The organism is Geodermatophilus sp. SYSU D00698, from assembly GCF_054050335.1.
On the sequence record NZ_JBJGZD010000009.1, the window covers coordinates 107,098 to 122,672 of the forward strand.

Below are 15,575 nucleotides of genomic sequence, written 5' to 3' on the forward strand. Positions count from 1 at the left end.
CAAGGGCCCGGTCAGCCCCCGCGGGCCCCCGTGACGACCGCGGTCCCGTCCTCCCCGGGGCCGTGGACGTCCGCCCGCAGCCCGGCGGCGGCGAGCACCGCGGCGAGCACGGGCGCCTGGTCCTCCCCGGCCTCGGTCAGCAGGACCCCGCCAGGGGCGAGCCAGGCCGGGGCGCCCGCGGCCACGCGCCGGTGCACGTCGAGGCCGTCCGCGCCCCCGTCGAGCGCCGTCCGCGGCTCGTGCAGGCGCGCCTCGGGCGGCAGCAGGGGCAGCGCCGCGGTGGGCACGTACGGCGCGTTGACCACCAGGACGTCGACCCGCCCGTGCAGCCGCCGCGGCAGCGCGTCGAACAGGTCGCCGCCGTGCACCTGCCCGCCCACCGGCGCGAGGTTGCGCCGGGCGTGGTGCAGCGCGGCGGGGGCGACGTCGGCGGCGTGCAGCTCGGCCAGCTCGACGGCGGTGGCCAGCGCGAGGCCGACCGCGCCGCAGCCGCAGCACAGGTCGACCCCGACCGGCGGGCGCCCGTGCCGGTCCCGCGCCGCCCGCGCCACCTCCACCGCCCGCGCGACCAGGGCCGCGGTGCGCCGCCGCGGCACGAAGACCCCGGGGCCGACGGAGACCCGCAGGCCGCAGAACTCCACCTCGCCGAGCACGTGCTCCAGCGGCTCGCCGGCCACCCGCCGTCCGGCGAGGGCGTCCAGCTCCTCGGGTGTGGCCGCGGCGGCGGTCAGCAGGCGGGCCTCGTCCTCGGCGAAGACGCAGCCGGCGGCGCGCAGCCGGGCGACGAGGGCGGCGGTGGCCGCGGCGGAGAGCCCCGGGCTCATGCCCGGCCTCCCCGGGACGGGTCCACGGACAGACCCTGGCACGGCCGCCGGTCCGCGGCCCGGCCGGGCGTCAGTGCGGGGACGCGGCCGGGACGTCCTCCCCGGTGGTGCGGGGCACCGGAGCCGCCCGCAGGGCGGCGCCGGGGGAGTGCGGCCGGCGGCGCTCGGCCCCGGGGGCCACCGCCTCCTCGTGCACCGCCTGCTGGTGCACCGCCTCCTGGTGCACCGCCTCCTGGTGCACCGCCTCCTGGTGCACCTCCTCCTCGTGCGCCGCGGCGGGCAGGGGACGACCGAGGTGGTAGCCCTGCCCGTACCCGACGCCGAGCCCGCGGAGCGCGGCCAGCTCGTCGGCGGTCTCGATGCCCTCGGCCACGAGGTCCAGGCCGAGCGTCTGGCCCAGCTGCACGATCGCGCCGATGACCGCGTGGTCCTCCGGGCTCGTGGCCACGCCGTCGACGAAGGACTTGTCGATCTTGAGGACGTCGATGGGGAACCGGCGCAGGTAGCCCAGTGACGAGTAGCCGGTGCCGAAGTCGTCGAGGGCCAGCCGGACGCCGAGGTCCTTGACCTCCTCCAGCTTGCCGGTGGTGGCGGCGGCGTCCTGCACGAGCAGCGACTCGGTGATCTCGAGGGTCAGCCGCCGCGGGTCCAGGCCGGAGCGGTCCAGCGCCTCGGCGACGTCGCCGACGAGGCTGGGGTGCTGGAACTGGCGCACCGACACGTTGACGCTCATCCGCGGGCCGCTGCCGTCCGGCCGCTGCCACGCGGCGGCCTGGCGGGTGGCCTCCCGGAGCACCCAGCGGCCGATCGGGACGATCAGGCCGCTGTCCTCGGCCAGCGCGATGAACCGCGCCGGCGGCACCAGCCCGTGCGTGGGGTGCTGCCAGCGCACCAGGGCCTCGTAGCCGCTGGTCGTGGCCGACGCCAGGTCGACGATCGGCTGGTAGTGGAGGACGAGCTCCTGCCGGTCCAGCGCCTGGTAGAGGTCGGCGAGCAGGCGCTCGCGCTCGAGGTGCGCGGCGTGGTGGCTGGGCTGGAAGGTCTCGTAGCGCCCCTTGCCGCTGGACTTGGCCACGTACATCGCGATGTCCGCCGCGCGCAGCAGGCCCAGGCCGCTGGCGGCGCACGTCGCCGAGGTGGCGATGCCCATGCTCACGCTGGCGCGGACGGCGCGGTCGGCGACGTGGACCGGCTGGGCGAGGGCGGCCAGCACGCGCTCGGCGACCAGGGGCGCCAGCTCGCCGCTGCGCGCGCCGCTCATCAGCACGGCGAACTCGTCGCCGGCCAGGCGGGCGAGGGTGTCCTCGGGGCGCAGGCAGCCGCCGACCCGCTGGGCGACCACCCGCAGCAGGGCGTCACCGCCGTCGTGGCCGAGGTTGTCGTTGACGGTCTTGAGGTTGTCCAGGTCCAGGAACAGCACCGCCGACGGGGTGCCGGTGACCCGCTCGCGTTCCTCCGCCGCGCGCAGGCGCTCCATGAACAGCGCCCGGTTGGGCAGGCCGGTCAGGGGGTCGTGGAAGGCCTGCACGCGCAGCTGGTCCTCGAGCTCCTTGCGGTCGCTGGTGTCGCGCGTGGTGAGCACGATGCCGCTGACGGCCGGGTCGTCGAGCAGGTTGCGGGCGGCGGTGTCGGTCCAGCGCCAGGAGCCGTTGCGGTGCCGCATGCGGGCGGCCGGCCAGGTCGCCGGCGGCTCCCCGGCGGCCACGCGGGCGAGGTGCTCGCGGAAGCCCCGCACGTCCTCGGGGTGGACCAGGTCGTGGACGTCGGTGCCGATCAGCGTCCCCGGCGGGTAGCCGAGCACCCAGCCCACCGACGGGGTCTGGTACGTGACGGTGCCCGCGGTGTCGACGACGGTGATGACGTCCGAGGCGTTGCGGACCAGCGACCGGAAGTGCTCCCCCGCCTCGAGGGCGTCGAGCAGGCTGTTGAAGGCGCGGGCGGTCTCGCCGAGCTGGTCGTCGGAGTCCACGGTGATCCGCTGCGACGTCGACTGCGACCAGTCCCCGGTCCGGCTGGCGTGCGAGATGGTCTGCGCCACCGAGTGCAGGTGGGTGCTGAGGACGGCCAGCCGCCCACCGACCAGGCACCGGCACAGCGTGTAGCTCAGCCCGCCGACCAGGAAGCCGGCGACGAGACAGGCCGCCCGGAACACGGGGCGGTCGGCGTACTGGGCAGGGACCCCGAGGCCCGTGGCGAACGGCGGGAAGACCAGCCCGACCGCGATGCCGAGGCCGACCATCCACACCGCGAGGTCCCAGAACACCCGTGAGGTGAGACGGAAACCCCGGGGCCGTCGCCGGTCGCCGTCGACCCGGAGCTGGAAGGCACTCATGCCCAGGGACGTCGTCACCGTGCCCGGGCGCTTGAGGCCGGGGACCGGAGATCACCCCCAGGGGGTGGACCCGGGCGGGAGGCGCGGCGCCGGGCTCGATTTCGGCCGGGACGTGCCGATGGGGATCCCATGCGACTGGTTCCCGACACCTCCCCGGGCCGGCTCGTCGGCGAGGACGTCCGCGTCCCGACGGCCGGCGGGGGGCTCACCCGCTACGTCGACCTCGACGCCGCGGCCACCAGCTCGTCGTCGGTCCGGGTGGCCCGGGCGGTGCAGGAGTTCCTGCCCCGCTACTCGAGCGTGCACCGCGGCGCCGGCGCGAAGTCCCGGTACACCAGCGCCCGCTACGAGGCCGCCCGCGAGACCGTGCTCGCCTTCGTCGGGGCGGACCCCGCCACGCACGAGACCGTCTTCGTCCGCAACACCACCGAGGCGCTGAACGCGCTGGCGTTCCGGCTCGGGCTCGAGCCGGACGACGTGGTGCTCACCACCGCGGTCGAGCACCACGCCAACCTGCTGCCGTGGCGCCGCGCCGCGCGGCTGCGGGTGGTCGAGGTCGGCGCCGTGGGGACCTTCACGGCCGAGGACGTCGTCGCCGCGCTCGACCAGCGCCCGACCCCGCGAGTCCTGGCCCTCACCGGCGCCTCCAACGTCACCGGCTGGCTGCCCGACCTGGCCGCGATCACCGCCGCCGCCCGGGAGCGCGGCGTGTTCGTGGTGGTGGACGCCGCCCAGCTGGCGCCGCACCGGCCGATCGACGTGACCGCCCTCGGCGTCGACGCCCTCGCCCTGTCGGGGCACAAGGCGTACGCGCCCTTCGGCGCCGGCGCGCTCGTCGCCCCGCGGAGCCTGCTCGGCCGCGGCGAGCCCCTGCTGGTCGGCGGCGGCGCGGTCCGGGCGGTCTCCTTCGACGACGTCGTGTGGGCCGGTGCCCCCGACCGGGACGAGGCCGGCTCGCCGAACGTCGTCGGCGCGGTCGCGCTGGCCGCCGCGGCCGAGGAGCTGGCCGAGGACTGGCCCGGCCTGCTCGCCCACGAGCGCGCCCTCACCGCGGCGCTGGACGCCGAGCTCGCGACGGTCCCGGGGCTGCGCCGCCTCGGCCCGGTGACGGGGGACCGGCTGCCCGTGGCGGCCTTCCTCCTCGACGACCTCCCGCACGGCCTGGTGGCCGCCCGGCTGTCCGCGGAGTTCGGGATCGGCGTGCGCAGCGGCTGCTTCTGCGCCCACCCGTACATGGCCCGCCTGCTGGAGCTGAGCGAGGAGCAGGTCCGCGCCTTCCACGACGCGGCCCGGGCCGGCGAGGTCCGGCTGCCCGGCGCCGTGCGCGCCAGCGCCAACCGCGGGACGACCCTGGACGACGTCGCGGCGCTCGGAGCGGCGCTGCGCACCGTCGCGGCGACGCCGGAGGAGAGCGCCCGCTACCGCGTCGACGAGCTGGGCGAGTACCTGCCCGGTGAGGCGCGGACGCCGGTCCTGCTGGGGGCCTGACCCCGGGAGGTCAGACGCGGGCGAGCAGCGACCTCAGCGGCGGCGGGTACGCCGCGGGCTCCAGCCGCTCGACGAGGGCGCGCGCGTAGCGGGCCTTGCGACCGCTGGTGGTGCCGAGGAAGCGGCGCAGCTGCGCGTCGGCCGGGCGCCCGCGCTGCGCCGGCTGCCGCCGGAAGGTGGTCAGGGCGTGGGCCTCGCGGTGCTCGGCGACGGCCGCCTCCACCCCGGCCGTCCCCACCGCCCGGACGAGCTCGTCCTCGAGGTCGGCGACGCAGGCGGAGAACCCGGCCGTCGCCGGGTCGGGCACCCCGAGCGCCCGGCGGACGACGTCCCGCTCGGCGAGGTCGTAGAGGCCGGCCACGCGGACGCCGGGACCGATCGCGGCGAGGTGGCGGCGGACGGCGTGCGCACCGCCCATCGCGACCACGTCCACGCCCTCGGCGGCCAGGTCCCGGCCGAGGCCCCGCGCGGCCGCCAGCACGGCCTCGCGGTCACTGACCCCCTCGACGAGCACCACCGCGCGGAGGACGGGCGGGAGCGGCACGGGCGGACGGTCCCACGCGGGGGGGCGGGGAGGCCACCGGGTTGCCGGGTGGAGCGGAGGAGAGCGGGTGACGGGAATCGAACCCGCACTGTCAGCTTGGGAAGCTGATGTTCTGCCATTGAACTACACCCGCGACGGCCTGACGGCCGGACGCCAGCGTAGCAAGGACGGCGGGACCGGTCGGCAGGCCGGGGTCAGCCGGCGGGCCGGGGGCTGCGGATGGTCACCGTGGTCCCCTCCGGCCCCGGAACCGCGGTGACGTCGGCGAACGCGCTCATGAGCATCGAGCCGCGGCCGCGGTCCATGCTCGACGTCCGCTCCTTCCACTGCCCGTGGTCGCGCACCGCGATCTCCACCGCGCCGCCGTCGACGGCCACCCGGACGTCCACGTACGGCTCGCGCGGGTCCTGCGCGTGCTCCACCGCGTTGGTGGCGGCCTCGCAGGCGGCCAGCACGAGGTCGTGGACGCGGTCCTCGTCCAGGCCGGCGGCGGTGAGCAGCGCCCGCAGCCGGCGGCGCAGCGGCGGGATCGCCGCCGCGCTCGAGGGGAACCGCCAGGTCGTCGTCGCACCCGGGAGGTGCGCCGGGGCCGGCGCCGCGGGGGCGGCCGGGACGGCGTCGGCGGCGCGGGGACGCGGCGGCGCGGGAGCGGGGACGGCCGGGGCGGACGGCGACGGGGCGGCCGGGGGCGCCGGCTCCCGCCGGCCCCGGGAGCGCTCGAGGACCGCGCGCAGCCGGCCGAGCAGCTCCGCGGACTCGAACGGCTTGGGCAGGTAGTCGTCGACGCCGGCGTCGAAGCCCTCGACCGCGGCCTCCTGCCCGGCCCGCGCGGTGAGCATGACCACCGGGACGGCGCGCGTCGCGGGGTCGGTCCGCAGCGCGCGCAGCAGCCCGAACCCGTCCAGGCCCGGCATCATCACGTCGGTCAGGACGACGTCGGGACGCACCCGCGCGACGTCGCGCAGGGCCGCCTCGCCGTCGGCCGCCGTCCGCACCGTCCACGACGGCGACAGCAGCCGGGCGAGGTAGGCGCGCATGTCGGCGTTGTCGTCGACGACGAGCACGGTGCCCAGCGGGTCGGGCGACGGGGCGGGCCGGCGCAGGTCGTCGTCCCACGGGGTGAGCGCGGCCGCGCGGACCGCGGCGGCCGACGCGGGCGGCGGGGTGTCGGTGTCCGGCTCGCCGAAGGGCAGCCGCACGGTGAAGGTGCTCCCGGCGCCGGGCTCGCTCTCCACCTCCACGGTGCCGCCGTGCAGCGCGACCAGCTCCCGGACCATCGCCAGGCCCAGGCCGGTGCCCTCCCGGCTGCGCGCGGGGGAGCCGGTCACCCGGTGGAACCGCTCGAACAGCGCCGGCAGCTCGGCGGCGGGGATGCCCACGCCGGTGTCGGCCACCCGCAGGACCACCTCGTCGCCCTCGGCGCGCAGGGAGACGGTGATGCCGCCGACGAAGGTGTACTTGACCGCGTTGGCGACCAGGTTGAGGACGACCTTCTCCCACATCCGCGGGTCCACCGCGGCGGGGCGGGGCAGCGGCGGGCAGTCGACGTCGAGGGTCAGGCCGGCCCGCTCGGCCGCGGCGCGCAGCACGCCGGCCAGCTCGCCGGTGCAGGCGGCGAGGTCCGTGGCCACCCGCACCGCCGCCGTGCGCCCGGCCTCGATGCTCACGAACTCCAGCAGGTCGTCGACCAGGCGCTTGAGCCGCTGGCCGTTGCGCAGGGCGAGGGTGAGCCGCTCGCGCACCGGCTCCGGCAGCTCCCCGCCCGAGTCGGCGAGCGCGTCGGCGATCGGGGCCAGCAGCAGGGTCAGCGGCGTGCGCAGCTCGTGGCTGACGTCGGAGAAGAACGTCGTCTTGGCCCGGTCCAGCTCGGCCAGCACCTCCGCGCGGGCGCGCTCGGCGGCGTAGGCGCGCGCGTCGGTGACCGCGCCGGCGACCTGCGCGGCCAGCAGCTGGTGGAAGGTGCGGTACTCCTCGTCCAGCGCCCGGTTGGGGCTGACGCCGACCAGCAGGGCGCCCACCGCCTCCCGCCCCGCCCCGCCCGACAGCGGCAGCGCGACCGCCCGCTCCACCTCGTCACCGAACGGCCCGCCGGGCACGTGCAGGGCGGCGACGTCGACCGCGCCGAGCTCGGCCGCCGCGCCCACCGCCGCCGGCAGCGCCGCGGCGCCGACGCCCGCGGTGGCCACCCGGTGCAGCCGGCCCTCGCCGTCGCCCAGGTAGACCGCGGCGAACGGGACGTCGAGCGGGTCGGCCTCCAGCGCCCCGCACACCCGGACGGCCAGGTCGCGCTCGTCCTCGCGCCGGCCGGCCGCGGTGGCCACCTCGTGCAGCAGCCGCTGCCGCCGCTCGGCCACCACCTGGCGGGTCACCTCGGTGCACACCGCGTGCATCCCGGCCACCTGGCCGTCGTCCCCGAAGGCGGGGGCGTGCGAGACGGTGAAGTAGGTCTCCTCGCGGTAGCCGGCACGCTCGAGCAGCAGCAGGAGCTGCGGGATCCACGAGGCCTCGCGGGTGGCCATCGCCCGCTCGACCGGCTCCTGCAGCGCGGCCCAGCCCTCGGCGAGGGTGATCCGCAGGTCGTCGCCGATGGCGCCGGGGTGCTTCGCGCCGATCAGCGTGGCGTAGGCGTCGTTGTAGAACTGCGTGTACTCCGGACCCCAGGTCAGGATCATGGGGAACCGCGAGGCCAGCACGGTGCGGACGGCGTAGCGCAGGCTCGCCGGCCAGCTCTCCACCGGCCCGACCGGCGTCGTCGCCCAGTCGAAGGCGGCCATCAGCCGGCCGTTCTCGCTGCCGCCGGCGAAGACGTCCTCGGTCCCGGGGCCCGGCACGACGCCGCGGACCCCGCCGGACGCGACGGGATCCGGCGCCACGCACACCTCCCGGCACAGCCGTGCGGACGCGGGCGGGACCGCCGGCGCGTCAGGACCTCGGGAGCCGAGCTGCTCCCCGCTGCTCGAACGGTACATCCGTGACCCGGGACCCCACCGGCCGTGCCGCGGTCAGCGCCGCATCTCGGCCAGGAACCCGGTGGCCTCCGAGCGCAGCCGCTCGGCCATCTGCGACAGGCCGGTGACGTCGGTGTCCGCGGTGCCCAGCGACGCCGTGCCGTCGACGGCCGCGGCGATCCCGTCGACCAGGCCGTTCATGTCGGTGACCGTGGTGCCGACCGAGCCGATGACGGCGGTGACGTCGTCGCAGGCCGCGCGGATCGCCTCGACCTGCGCGGTCACCCGCTCGGTGGCCTGCGCGGTCTGGTCGGCGAGGTCCTTGACCTCGGAGGCGACGACGGCGAAGCCCTTGCCGGCCTCCCCGGCGCGGGCGGCCTCGATCGTGGCGTTGAGCGCCAGCAGGCGGGTCTGCGCGGCCACGGACTCGATGAGGGCGATGACCTCGCGGATCTCGGCCGAGGTGCGGGTCAGGGAGCCGAGCGTGCCGGTCGCGTTGCCCACCTCGGCCGACGCCGCCGACGCCGCGCTGGTCAGCCCGGCGGCGGACGCGCTCATCTCCGTCGCCGCCGTCGCGACCTGCTCGCTCATCGCCAGCACCACCGACTCGAACGCGTCGGCCAGCCGCAGCCGCGAGGTCTGCGCCTCGGTGACCCGCCCGGCGGTCGCCCGCATGGCGTCGCGGGCGGTGTTGATGTCGGTGGCCGCGTGCCGGTAGGCGCCGTGCAGCCCCGTGCGCAGCACGCTGCGGTGGAAGCGGCCCTCGGCGGCGGCGGCCAGCGCCGCCCGGGACTCGCGCACGAAGGCGTCGCTGACGTCGAGCGCGCGGTTGACGCCGTGCCGCAGCGCGACCAGTTCCGGCACGGCGTCCGAGCCGTCGACCGGCACGGCCCGCGCCTCCAGGTCGCCGCGCGCGGCCGCCTCGCAGGTCTCGGTCAGCCGGCGCACGAACGCGCGGTGGACCGCGAGCTCCGCGGCGTCGGAGCGGGTGCGGGAGCGGGAGCGGGCCATCTCAGTCCTCCTCCTCGGCGATGACCGACCACACGAAGTCCTCGTAGGACGCCGCGTGCTCGGCGATCAGCCGGTCGAACAGCTCGGACGACGCCGCGACGGCCGCGCGGGCGTTCGGGTGCCGCCGCTCCTCGGCCAGGAGGCGCTCGTAGATCGGGCGGACGCGGTCGACCGCCCGGCGGGAGGGCCGGCGGCGGTTGGAGTGGTAGCCCACGACCGACCCGTCGGCGCCGTAGGACGGCGTCACGTGCGCCAGCACCCAGTAGTGCGCGCCGTCGGCGGCCAGGTTGTCGATGTAGGCGAACAGCTCCTGCCGGGCGGCGAGGGTGTTCCACAGCAGCGTGAACACCGCGCGCGGCATGTCGGGGTGCCGGATGAGGTTGTGCGGCTGCCCGATGACCTCGTCGAGGGTGTAGGCGCCCACCCGCAGGAACACGTCGTTGGCGTACGTGATCACCCCGCGCGGGTCGGTCTTGGAGACGATGAGCTCCTCGGCCGCGAAGGTCCGCTCCTCACCCGTCGGCCGCACGGCGAGGCGGCCGGCGCGCGGTGCGGTCCGGGGGCGGGTGTCCAGCACGCGGTGTCCTCCTGCGTCCGGCGGGTCGTCCCGGCAGGTATCGGCAGGAACCGTCCGGACGCGACCCGAACCGGGGGGTCCGGGACCTCCGTCCCGCGGGAAGCGGAGGGGGCGCCCGGCGGCCTCCCTAGACTCCGCGCCATGCTGCTGTCCGACCGCGACATCCGCGCCGCGATCGCCGAGGGGCGTCTCGGCATCGAGCCGCACGACGCGGGGCTGGTGCAGCCCTCGAGCATCGACGTCCGGCTCGACCGCTACTTCCGGGTGTTCAACAACGCCCGCTACACCCACATCGACCCCGCCCAGCAGCAGGACGACCTGACCACCCTGGTCGAGCCCGACGGCGACGAGCCGTTCGTCCTGCACCCCGGCGAGTTCGTCCTCGGCTCCACCCTCGAGGTCGTCACCATCCCCGACGACCTCGCCGCCCGGCTGGAGGGCAAGAGCTCGCTCGGGCGCCTGGGGCTGCTCACCCACTCGACGGCGGGCTTCGTCGACCCCGGCTTCTCCGGCCACATCACGCTGGAGCTGTCGAACGTGGCCAACCTGCCGATCACGCTGTGGCCGGGCATGAAGATCGGCCAGCTGTGCCTGTTCCGGCTCACCGGCCCGGCCGAGCACCCGTACGGCTCGGCGGTGTACGGCTCCCGCTACCAGGACCAGCGCGGGCCGACGCCGTCTCGCTCGTTCCGGAACTTCACCCGCGCGGAGACCCGGCGGGCGCAGGGCTGACCGCCGCCGGCGACCAGCCGGGCACCTCGTCGTCGACGAACCGGTCCCGGGTGACCAGCCACCCGGTGACCGTGAGCCCGACGGTGGCGACGGCGACGAGCACGAACATGCCGGTGTAGCCGCCGGTCGCGCCGCGCAGCACGCCGACCAGCAGCGGCCCGGCGCCGGCGAGGACGTACCCCCAGCCCTGCGTGACCGTGGACAGCGCGGCCGTCGTCTCCGGCGTCCGGGCGCGCAGCCCGATCAGCGCCAGCACCATGCTGAAGGTGCCCATGCCGACGGCGAGCACGCTCATCCACAGCCACGGCAGCGTGCGCGGGGCCAGCCACAGGCCGCCCCAGCCGACGACGTAGCAGGCCATGAAGCCCAGCAGCAGCGGCCGCTGCCACCGCTGGCGGACGGTGAGCGACGGGGTGACCGCGTTGACCGGGATGACGACGACCGAGTTGATCCCGAGCAGCAGCCCGGCGGTGGCCGCGCTCAGGCCGGAGTCGCGCAGGTACTGCGCCGACCAGCCCATGACGACGTAGGCCTGCGTCGCCTGCAGGCCGAAGAACGCCGCCAGGGTGAGCGCCAGCGGGCTGCGCGCCAGCGGCGCCATCCGCACCGCGCGGTGGGTGCCCCGGCTCGCACCGGGGGAGCGCGGGGCGAGGAACCACGGCACCGCGGCGACCAGCGCGAGCAACGCCCACACGCCGATGGCCCACCGCCAGCCGCCCGGGCCGACGGCGGCGGCGATCGGCGCGGTGGAGATCGCCGCGACGGCCCCGCCGATGGCCATGGAGGCGCTGTAGGCGCCCACCAGCAGGCCGGTGCGCGCGGGGAACCAGCGCTTCACCAGGCCGGGCAGCAGCACGTTGCCCAGCGCGCCGCCGACCATCGCCAGCACCGTGCCGGCGACGAACAGCGGGAACGAGTCGACGACCGCCCGCAGCACCAGCCCGGCGGCCATGGTGAGCAGCGCGCCGGCCAGCACGTGCGCGTCCCGGAACCGGGCGGCGAGCGGCGGCCCGGCGAAGCCGATGGCGGCGAAGCACAGCACCGGCAGCGTCGTCACCACGCCGGCCGCGGCGCTGGAGACGCCCAGCCCGCGCTCGAGCTCCTCGAGCACCGGGCCGACGGTGCTCACCGCCGTCCGCAGGTTCGCGGCGGTCAGCACGATGGCGACCGCGACGAGCGCGAGTCCGCGCCGTCGCTCGCCGGCCGTCGGGATCGGGGGAGCGTCGTCGGCCGTGCGGGTCACCCGTCGATGGTCCCCCGCACGTCCGGCCCGCCCCGAGGCGGGTGCACGGGCCAACCGTCTAGGTGCGCAGCCCCGTGCGCGGCGTGGCCTCGAAGCGGGGCAGCACCTGGGGGACCCGCCGCCACAGCACCCGCTGCAGGAGCAGCGTGACCACGGCGGCCAGCAGGATGCCGGCGAGGTTGATCCCCAGCTGCAGGGCCGCGCGCCAGAACTCGGCGCCGCCGCCCAGGGCCAGCGACACGGCCATGTCCGCGGCGGCGGGCACCGTCGTCACGGAGATGAAGACGCCGACCAGCGCCCCGCTCTTCGCCGACGTCAGCGACAGCACGCCGGCGATGCCGGCCAGCACCGCCACCACCACCGACCAGTGGTCCGGCGCGGTGATGAACCCGGTCTGCGGGCGGTCCGTAGCGAGCACCCCGGGGTCGACCCAGCCCAGCCCGCGGGCGGCGAGCGCGGCCAGCGCGGTGACCGCGATCGCCAGGGCGAAGCCGGCGAGCAGCGCGCGGGCCGCCGCCCGGGCGACCCCGCGCCGCCGGTGCACGAGCGCGACGGCGAGCCCCGCCAGCGGGGCGAACTCCGGGCCGAGCACCATCGCGCCGATGACCAGGACCGCCGAGTCGTTGACGATCGCGATGCCGGCCAGCAGCGTCGCGATGGTCAGGAACGACAGGTAGGAGACCGACAGCGACGAGTCCGCGGCCGTCGTCCGCACCACCTGCTCCCAGACGACGGCGTCCGAGCCGTCGCCCGGCGCGGCCTCCTCCGCCCGCTCGGCGACGGCGGAGACGGCGGTGTCCACGGCCTCGATCGCGATGCCGCCGTCGCGGTCGACGTGCAGCTCGCGCAGCGCCCCGACGAGGGCGTCGGCGGACTCGCGGGCGACGTCGGCGAGGAGCAGGTCGCCGGGCGGCTCGACCGAGGCGCCGGGCAGCACGGCGAGGTGGGCGGTCCCGGGGCAGCGGGCGAACAGGTCGCGGACGGCGTCGGTCCGGTCGGGCGGGACGGTCACCCGCAACTGCAGCAGCACGCGCGGTGTTCTACCGGAGGACCGGCCCCCGAGACGGCGGACGCCGCCGGCGAGGAGTTGCCTTGCCGGCGGCGTCCGTCAGGGTGGTGCGGGTCCTCGCTCAGGCCTGGCCGTGGCCGGTGGCGGCGGAGCCGGTGCCCGCGACGTCGTCGTCCGCGGTGCCGACCTCGGCGCCGTGCTCGGTGCCCGGGGTGCCGACCGGCGCCATCGAGCGCAGCAGGATCTGGCTGACGTCGAGGACCTCGACGTGCTCGGCGGCCTCGCCGTTCTGCTTCTTCGCCGTCAGGGCGTCCGACAGCATCGTGATGCAGAACGGGCACGCCGTGGAGATGACGTCCGGGTCGAGGCCGAGGGCCTCCTCGGTGCGCTCCACGTTGATCCGCTTGCCGATCTTCTCCTCCATCCACATGCGCGCGCCGCCGGCGCCGCAGCAGAAGCCGCGGTCCTTGCAGCGGTGCATCTCCTGGGTGGAGAGGCCCTGCACGCTGTCGAGGATCTCCCGCGGCGGCGTGTAGACCTTGTTGTGCCGGCCGAGGAAGCACGGGTCGTGGTAGGTGACCTTGCGGTCCACCGGCGTCACCGGGGTGAGCCGGCCCTCCTCCACCAGCTGGCTGAGCAGCTGCGTGTGGTGGACGACCTCGTACTCGCCGCCGACCTGCGGGTACTCCCGGCCGAGCGAGTTGAAGCAGTGCGGGCAGGTCGTGACGATCTTGCGGGTGCCGGGCACGCGGCCCTCGAAGACGCCGTTCAGGGTCTCGACGTTCTCCTGGGCCATCATCTGGAAGACGAACTCGTTGCCCATGCGGCGGGCGGGGTCGCCCGAGCAGGTCTCCCCGGAGCCCAGGACGGCGAACTCGACGCCGGCGGTGTGCAGCAGCTCGGCGACGGCCTTGGTGACCTTCTTGGCGCGGTCGTCGATGGCGCCGGCGCAACCGACCCAGAACAGGTACTCGACGTCGTAGGGCAGCGGGCCGTCGGCCATGCGGACCTCGAAGTCGACCTCCTTGATCCAGTCCTCGCGGGTGCTCGGGCTGACGCCCCAGGGGTTGCCGCGGTTCTCGAGGTTGCGCAGCATCACGCCGGCCTCGGACGGGAAGTTCGACTCGATGAGCACCTGGTAGCGGCGCATGTCGTCGATGTGGTCGATGTGCTCGATGTCGACCGGGCACTGCTCGACGCAGGCGCCGCAGTTGGTGCAGCTCCACAGGACGTCGGGGTCGATGACCCCGCCCTCCTCGAGGGTGCCGACCAGCGGGCGGTGCGCCTGCGCGTCGTTGGTGCCCTCGATGCGCGCGTAGCCGGAGGCCCAGACCTGCTCGTCGCTGGGCTTGAGGACGTCGAAGTCCGGGGCGGTCTCGGCGGCGGTCTTCTCACCCAGGAGGTACGGGGCCTTGGCGTAGAGGTGGTCCCGCAGGTCCATGATCACCATCTTGGGAGACAGCGGCTTGCCCGTGTTCCAGGCAGGGCACTGGCTCTGGCACCGCCCGCACTCGGTGCAGGTGGTGAAGTCGAGCATCCCCTTCCAGGTGAAGTCCTCGATCTTGCCGCGACCGAAGACGTCGTCCTCGCCCGGGTCCTCGAAGTCGATCGGCTTGCCGTTCGAGGTCATGGGCTGCAGCGGGCCGAGGGCGGGGGCGCCGCTGGTGCCCTCGCGCTTGAAGTAGATGTTCGGGAAGGCGCTGAACCGGTGCCAGGCGACGCCCATGTTGAGCGTGCGGCTGAGGACGACCAGCCAGACCAGCGAGACGACGATCTTCACGAACGCGACGACGCTGAGCAGGTCCGGGCTGTCGGGCAGCACGGTGGCCAGCAGGCCCGAGACCGGGTGCGACCAGGCCGGCGCCTCGGTGAGGTCCGAGGAGATCTTGAGCGCGCGGATCAGCAGGATGCAGATGCCGACGGTCAGGACGACGGCCTCGACGAAGTAGCCGCGCCCCTCGTTGGACCCGGCGAAGCGGCTCGCGCGGCCCTGGCGGCGCGGGTGGTCCTTCTGGCGCCGGTAGATCAGGTACAGGATGCCGAGGATCGTCCCGGTGCCGATGACGTCGGCGAAGAGGTTCCACAGGCTCCACTCGCCGAGCAGCGGCAGGTGGAAGGCCGGGTTCCAGACCTCGCCGAAGGCCTCGACCAGGGTGAGGAACAGGCCGTAGAAGCCGACGAAGACGAACCAGTGGGCGGCGCCGATGGCCGACCACTTGAGCATCCGGGTGTGGCCGAGCGACTCGACCAGCAGGGTCTTCATCCGCGGGCCGAACGGCCCGAACCGGCTGCTGTCGGCCTGGCCGGTGCGGATGATCCGGACCATCGCCCGGACGGCCTTGTAGGCGAGGACGACCGACACGATGAGGAACAGCACGCTGATCGTGCCGAGCACGATCTGCAGGGGGCCCGTCATGATTCCCTCTCCCCACGCCTCTGCGGCGTCGGTTGACTCCGTCCGCACCGGACGACGAGAAGGGTCCCGCCGCCGTCTCCGGTCCGTCGGACCGGGGGCGGATCACGCGCGGGCGGCGGTGCCCACGCAGCCCAGCACGATAGCCGGGGTGCACTCAGGTTACTCGGCAGTAACCGGAGGCACGGCGCCCCGATCCGGGGCGGTCCGACGGTGCTCCCCGCCCACCGACCGGCGTCCTGACGTGCGGTTTCAGGATCCGGGGATCCGGCTGGAACACGACGGAGAGGTGTTTCCGCGCAGGCGGCGTCGGGGCGGGGAGTGACCGGGCTCACGCCCCCGGGTCACGCCCCGGTCACCGCGTCCCGGCCGTCGCACGACCAGGCCGCCTGATCGTGCCGCGTCCTGGTGCAGCGCCGACGGTGAGCCAGGAGGCGTCGTGGTGAGCCAGGAC

11 protein-coding genes and 1 tRNA gene are annotated in these 15,575 nt (G+C 75.7%); 2 read left to right on the forward strand and 10 right to left on the reverse strand.

The genetic code is table 11. The features are described from left to right. Positions 1 to 11 precede the first annotated feature (11 nt). On the reverse strand, positions 12 to 824 hold the full coding sequence (locus tag ACI8AB_RS10790; RefSeq protein WP_456950130.1) for a putative protein N(5)-glutamine methyltransferase: 813 nt from the start codon (positions 822 to 824) through the stop codon (positions 12 to 14). A gap of 70 nt (positions 825 to 894) precedes the next feature. Beyond that, complete coding sequence (locus ACI8AB_RS10795) at positions 895 to 3,156, reverse strand: putative bifunctional diguanylate cyclase/phosphodiesterase (RefSeq protein ID WP_456950131.1); 2,262 nt, start codon at positions 3,154 to 3,156, stop codon at positions 895 to 897. 129 nt (positions 3,157 to 3,285) lie between these two features. Here ACI8AB_RS10795 and ACI8AB_RS10800 point away from each other — a divergent pair, with 129 nt between their 5' ends. Next, the gene (locus tag ACI8AB_RS10800; protein WP_456950132.1) at positions 3,286 to 4,644 is read left to right on the forward strand and encodes an aminotransferase class V-fold PLP-dependent enzyme; all 1,359 of its coding nucleotides are present in this window, start codon (positions 3,286 to 3,288) and stop codon (positions 4,642 to 4,644) included. A 10-nt stretch (positions 4,645 to 4,654) separates the two neighbouring features. Here ACI8AB_RS10800 and ACI8AB_RS10805 read toward each other — a convergent pair whose 3' ends face one another. The 5 genes from ACI8AB_RS10805 to ACI8AB_RS10825 all read right to left on the reverse strand — a co-directional run bounded on the left by ACI8AB_RS10805 (position 4,655) and on the right by ACI8AB_RS10825 (position 9,724). After that, positions 4,655 to 5,188 (reverse strand): TOPRIM nucleotidyl transferase/hydrolase domain-containing protein, encoded by a 534-nt coding sequence (locus ACI8AB_RS10805; RefSeq protein ID WP_387992023.1) that lies wholly within the window; start codon positions 5,186 to 5,188, stop codon positions 4,655 to 4,657. A 62-nt stretch (positions 5,189 to 5,250) separates the two neighbouring features. After that, positions 5,251 to 5,321: transfer RNA gene (locus ACI8AB_RS10810), tRNA-Gly, on the reverse strand. A gap of 61 nt (positions 5,322 to 5,382) precedes the next feature. Then, positions 5,383 to 8,061, reverse strand: coding sequence for an ATP-binding protein (locus ACI8AB_RS10815; RefSeq protein WP_456950133.1), 2,679 nt, complete (start codon positions 8,059 to 8,061; stop codon positions 5,383 to 5,385). A 129-nt stretch (positions 8,062 to 8,190) separates the two neighbouring features. After that, a complete protein-coding gene (locus ACI8AB_RS10820) occupies positions 8,191 to 9,147 on the reverse strand; it encodes a methyl-accepting chemotaxis protein (protein ID WP_456950134.1) in 957 nt (318 codons plus the stop codon). Between the two features lies 1 nt (position 9,148). Then, complete coding sequence (locus ACI8AB_RS10825) at positions 9,149 to 9,724, reverse strand: PAS domain-containing protein (protein ID WP_456950135.1); 576 nt, start codon at positions 9,722 to 9,724, stop codon at positions 9,149 to 9,151. 141 nt (positions 9,725 to 9,865) lie between these two features. Between ACI8AB_RS10825 and dcd the strand changes: the two genes are divergently transcribed. Next, entirely contained in the window at positions 9,866 to 10,456 is a 591-nt protein-coding gene (gene dcd, locus ACI8AB_RS10830) for a dCTP deaminase (RefSeq protein WP_387992035.1), read from the forward strand. Here the strand turns inward: dcd and ACI8AB_RS10835 are convergent. The 3 genes from ACI8AB_RS10835 to ACI8AB_RS10845 all read right to left on the reverse strand — a co-directional run bounded on the left by ACI8AB_RS10835 (position 10,422) and on the right by ACI8AB_RS10845 (position 15,124). After that, positions 10,422 to 11,699 carry a CynX/NimT family MFS transporter gene (locus ACI8AB_RS10835; protein ID WP_456950136.1) on the reverse strand — a complete coding sequence of 426 codons (1,278 nt, stop codon included), beginning with the start codon at positions 11,697 to 11,699 and terminating at the stop codon, positions 10,422 to 10,424. The genes dcd and ACI8AB_RS10835 overlap by 35 nt on opposite strands. Before the next feature lie 58 nt (positions 11,700 to 11,757). Continuing rightward, on the reverse strand, positions 11,758 to 12,729 hold the full coding sequence (locus ACI8AB_RS10840; protein ID WP_456950137.1) for a DUF389 domain-containing protein: 972 nt from the start codon (positions 12,727 to 12,729) through the stop codon (positions 11,758 to 11,760). 100 nt (positions 12,730 to 12,829) lie between these two features. After that, on the reverse strand, positions 12,830 to 15,124 hold the full coding sequence (locus tag ACI8AB_RS10845) for a heterodisulfide reductase-related iron-sulfur binding cluster (RefSeq protein WP_387992044.1): 2,295 nt from the start codon (positions 15,122 to 15,124) through the stop codon (positions 12,830 to 12,832). Positions 15,125 to 15,575 lie beyond the last annotated feature (451 nt).